This is a genomic window from Frankia sp. CoWAU3 (genome assembly GCF_977971855.1).
Map to the genome: position 1 here is coordinate 1 of NZ_CDWWXB010000267.1, position 3838 is coordinate 3838.

Annotated in this window: 6 protein-coding genes; 2 read left to right on the forward strand and 4 right to left on the reverse strand. The window is 67.6% G+C overall.

All coding sequences use genetic code 11. The features are described from left to right. Positions 1 to 10: 10 nt before the first annotated feature. A complete protein-coding gene (locus AC08ON_RS16870) occupies positions 11 to 1105 on the reverse strand; it encodes a Fic family protein (RefSeq protein ID WP_476617318.1) in 1095 nt (364 codons plus the stop codon). Positions 1106 to 1249: 144 nt separating this feature from the next. Here AC08ON_RS16870 and AC08ON_RS16875 point away from each other — a divergent pair, with 144 nt between their 5' ends. Further along, a complete protein-coding gene (locus AC08ON_RS16875) occupies positions 1250 to 1411 on the forward strand; it encodes a hypothetical protein (protein ID WP_476608435.1) in 162 nt (53 codons plus the stop codon). Between the two features lie 347 nt (positions 1412 to 1758). Continuing rightward, complete coding sequence (locus tag AC08ON_RS16880) at positions 1759 to 2067, forward strand: SHOCT domain-containing protein (RefSeq protein WP_476617320.1); 309 nt, start codon at positions 1759 to 1761, stop codon at positions 2065 to 2067. 156 nt (positions 2068 to 2223) lie between these two features. On the opposite strand, the gene AC08ON_RS16885 is transcribed toward AC08ON_RS16880, so the two are convergent. The 3 genes from AC08ON_RS16885 to AC08ON_RS16895 form a co-directional block, all read right to left on the reverse strand. Then, positions 2224 to 3156 carry a methylated-DNA--[protein]-cysteine S-methyltransferase gene (locus tag AC08ON_RS16885; RefSeq protein ID WP_476608437.1) on the reverse strand — a complete coding sequence of 311 codons (933 nt, stop codon included), beginning with the start codon at positions 3154 to 3156 and terminating at the stop codon, positions 2224 to 2226. A gap of 49 nt (positions 3157 to 3205) precedes the next feature. Next, on the reverse strand, positions 3206 to 3508 hold the full coding sequence (locus AC08ON_RS16890) for a methylated-DNA--[protein]-cysteine S-methyltransferase (RefSeq protein WP_476608438.1): 303 nt from the start codon (positions 3506 to 3508) through the stop codon (positions 3206 to 3208). Between the two features lie 40 nt (positions 3509 to 3548). Beyond that, positions 3549 to 3838 (reverse strand): hypothetical protein (locus AC08ON_RS16895; RefSeq protein WP_476617319.1); only part of this gene is annotated, 290 nt, incomplete at its 5' end.

Below are 3838 nucleotides of genomic sequence, written 5' to 3' on the forward strand. Positions count from 1 at the left end.
GTTTTTCGGGTCAGCCGGTGTATGGATCCCTCAAGGTCATGGGCGTGCGCGCGATGTCGAGTGCCGGCTGAGGGAAGCGGGGGCCTGCCGTGTAGTAGCGGGCCCGGGTTCGGCCGACCGGTTCTAGGACTTGGGCGGTGGCGAGGTCGCGGAGGTCGCGTTGCGCCTGTTGCAGGCTCAGGCCCTCGGCATGCTCGTAGCGTGAGCGGCGGACGCGTCCAGCCATGGCCACGTCGTGCAGGGCGGTCACCACTCGCTCGTCCAGACCGGTACTCTTGGCGAATCCGGAGAGTGCGCCCCATACCCGCCCGGAGCGGTCGAGTCGGCCTTGAACGGTCTGGGCCTGCTGGTGGTAGGCGGTCAGGTTGAAGCGGATCCAGCTGGAGACGTCCTGGTCGGGAAGGTACGTCGGGCCCCGACCGGTGAGTTCGCGGTAGTACTCCCAGGTGTTGCCGGGGCGGCCGAGCCACGCCTCGACGGAGGAGAACTCCGGGGCGAGGACGCCTTCGCGGGCGATCATGAGTGTCTGGAGCGAACGGGACATCCGGCCGTTCCCGTCGGCCCAGGGGTGGATGGACACGAGGTGCAGATGTGCCAGAGCTGCTCGCACCAGCAGATGGGTGCCGTTGTCGGCGTTGAGCCAGTCGATGAGTTCCTTCATGAGCGCGGGGACGACATCGGCGTCCGGGGCTGTGTAGGTCGCGATGCTGGGGTCACGGGCGTCGGTGACGTAGACGGGGCCCCGGCGCCACTGCCCGGCCGGCTTGTGCATAGTGTGACGGTGGCCTTGCAACATCCAGTGCAGAGCGTTGAGTAGGCCTTTGCTGTAGCCGAAGTCCTCGGCATCGTGGAGCGTCTGGAGATACGTCATCATCCGCTGATAGGCGAGGGTCTCCTCGCGGTTTTCGTCCGAGACCTCGACATCTCGCTCGCCATCCATCAGATCCTCGACGTCGATCGTGGATACCTTGAAGCCCTCGATGGAGTTCGAGGCTGCGACGGCATCGGCGGTCAGGAACTTCCGGAGCCCCTCAGTCCATTTCGACGGCGCGGTCTGGATTTGGTGCCGCAGTACGTCCCGCATGCCGTCGATCTCGCTAAGCACCTGATCGTCGGCAGGCCTGAGGGCCGGAGCGGGGTAGAGCATGCATCAAAAATAGATTGACGCAGTCATAGCGTCAAGTTAGGGTGCCCCGGTCTCGGGCAGTCAGCGCCCGAGACGTTCCATGGTGAAGGGTCTCGGCTGGGCATGGGTGGCTGGCGGTGGCTTTTCCTCGTCAACGTGCCGATCTGCGTCGCGGCGCTGATCCTGGCCCATCACCACCTCCGGGTAGCTGCGGACGACGGTCGCACCGCCGTCGGGCTGCACCGGGCCACCCGCTCCGGCACCGGGCGCGGCAGGAAGCAGTAGGGGCATCCGGGCCGGGTGTAGACGGTGACCGGCGGCTGCTACTCGCTGACGGCGTTCACCGGTGGGACCTGTCGGCGACCGCGGTGTCGTCGACCGGGTCCGGTCGGGGCGCGCCGGATGGTGATGAGGCTACGGGGTCGAAATGTGCAGTGCACCGCCCACGGGGCGCAGAGCTGACCATGCTGGGCAATTGGGCACACGACGGTGAGCGGGTTGACCCAGTGACGTCGGATCGTCCAGCACCTGCGCTCCAGCGCGACTCGCCGCACTCTGGAAGCGGGAGGGGGTGCGGCATGGGGCCCGGTTCGGGCCGTCCCGTCCGCTCGCTCCGGGAGGTGACAGTGGTGATGTACTGGTACGACGGCTATGGAATGAGCGGCTGGGGCTGGTTTGCGATGTCCCTGGGCATGCTGCTGTTCTGGGCTGTGCTCATCATCGGGGCGGTGCTGGTGGTACGGGCGCTGACCCACGCCGGCGATCGCGGCCGTCCCCCGATGTGGCCACCCGCCCCGCCTCCGGCCGCCGCTGGGCCCGCCGGACCGTCTCCCGAGCAGGTCTTGGCCGACCGCTTCGCCCGCGGTGAGATCGATGAGCAGGAGTACCGTACCCGTCTGGCCGCGCTCCGCGAGACGGCCGACCGGCTCGTCAAACACTGACGGCCGACCGGGGCCTCGACCGACTGCGGCACGCTCACCCCGAGCATGGGCGGCCCGGCCGCCGACACCGACCGCACCTTGGCTGACGGCCGTGTTGGCGCTGGTGGCGATGCGTCTGGCGGCCCGTCGTCTTCTTCCTGGTCGACTTCGCGGTGCTCATGCCGCGGCCTCCAGGTTCAGCAGCGTGGCCTTGGCTTCGAGTCCGCCGATGTAACCACCGAGCGTGCCATCGGTACGCAGAACTCGGTGGCACGGGACGACGATCGGCAGCGGGTTGGTCGCACAGGCGGTGCCCACCGCGCGGACGGCCCCGGGGTTGCCGACGAGTTCGGCCATGTCCCGGTAGCTGCGAGTCTGGCCGTATCCGATCTCGGGCAGATGCGTCTGCACGAGGCGCCGGAATCCGCGGGACAGCGACAGGTCGATCGTGAGGTCGAAGACCTGGCGGTGCTTGGCGAAGTATTCGTCGATCTCGCGCGTCACCGTGTCCAGCCGCTTCGGAGCGCGCAGGATGCGCGGGCTGAGCTTCTGGCCGAGGGTCTCCAGCACTCGATCGTGATCCTCGGTGGCGTACGCCACGCGGACCAGACCCTTCCGGGTGGCGGCGAGCAGCAGCTTGCCGACAGGCGAGTCGATGGTGGTGTAGGCGACGTCGACAAGGTCGGCTCGCTCCGCCTTCTGCTCCAGGCGGCGGTGAAGCCGGCTGAAAGTATCGGCATCCATGGGCGTCGGCAGCAGGGCGGTCATGTCGTCATCGTTCGGGAGCCCGTTCACCGCGGCCCACAGGTCGGGATCCCCAGAGCCGGGGATGCCTCGTTCTGTTGGTGATTCCGGTATCTCCTCGGCTGGTAGAGGGTTTCTCTTCGCGGCACATAGCACATCGATCGCCTTGCGATGCGCGATCGTCACGAGCCATGCCTCCACGTTCGCCGTCTCTGGCAGGTCGGGACAGGCGCGCATGGCGGAGAGGAAGGTCTCCGACCATGCGTCGTCCGCGTCGTCCGCGTCGTACGGACCGAGGACGACCCGGCAGACGCGCAGCACGGTTGCGCCGTGCCGCGCGACTACCTTCTCGAACGGCTGTTTCATGTCCATCCCATTGGAGACGTGCTCGCGGTGGCAAACTTGAGATTTTCGGTCAGAACAAGCGTCCGGCGCTGATCTGAGGCGATTCCTCGAGCTCCAGGAGCGTCTGCTTGCGCTTCAGTCCGCCGGCGTATCCCGTGAGGGAGCCATGAGACCCGACGACGCGGTGGCACGGCACGAAGATGCACAGCGGGTTCGCGCCCACGGCCCGTCCGACCTGTTGCGCGAGGCTGCGGACTCCGAGCTGCTCGGCGATACGACCGTATGTGGTCGTGTCACCGCGCTGGATGCTCTCGCCCGGCACGGCGATCATGGCGAGGAGGATGCGCGCGGTTCCCGGTGAGTTCGGCGGCATGGCACTCGTCTGGTTCCTCCGGCCGGCGCCGACACTGGACTCACGGCGTTCCTCGGATGCTCTGCAGGAACCTTCCCGACCCGTCGTCAAGGACCCAGAACGACCAGCCGTTGCGGTGCGGGCTGACACTCGGCTTGTAGTGGCCGACCACGGCGCGAGCCGCACCGGTCGGCGTCTTGAAGCTCTGCCCACCCAGCGGCCCGGCCACGATGTCAATCCGAGACGTCTTCGGGTCGTACCTGCCCTGGGTGCGGTGCCCCTCGTAGTCGGCGTACACCGCCACCGCCTCCGCTTCCTCCGAATGCTGCTCTCCCTCCTTGCTTGCCGACG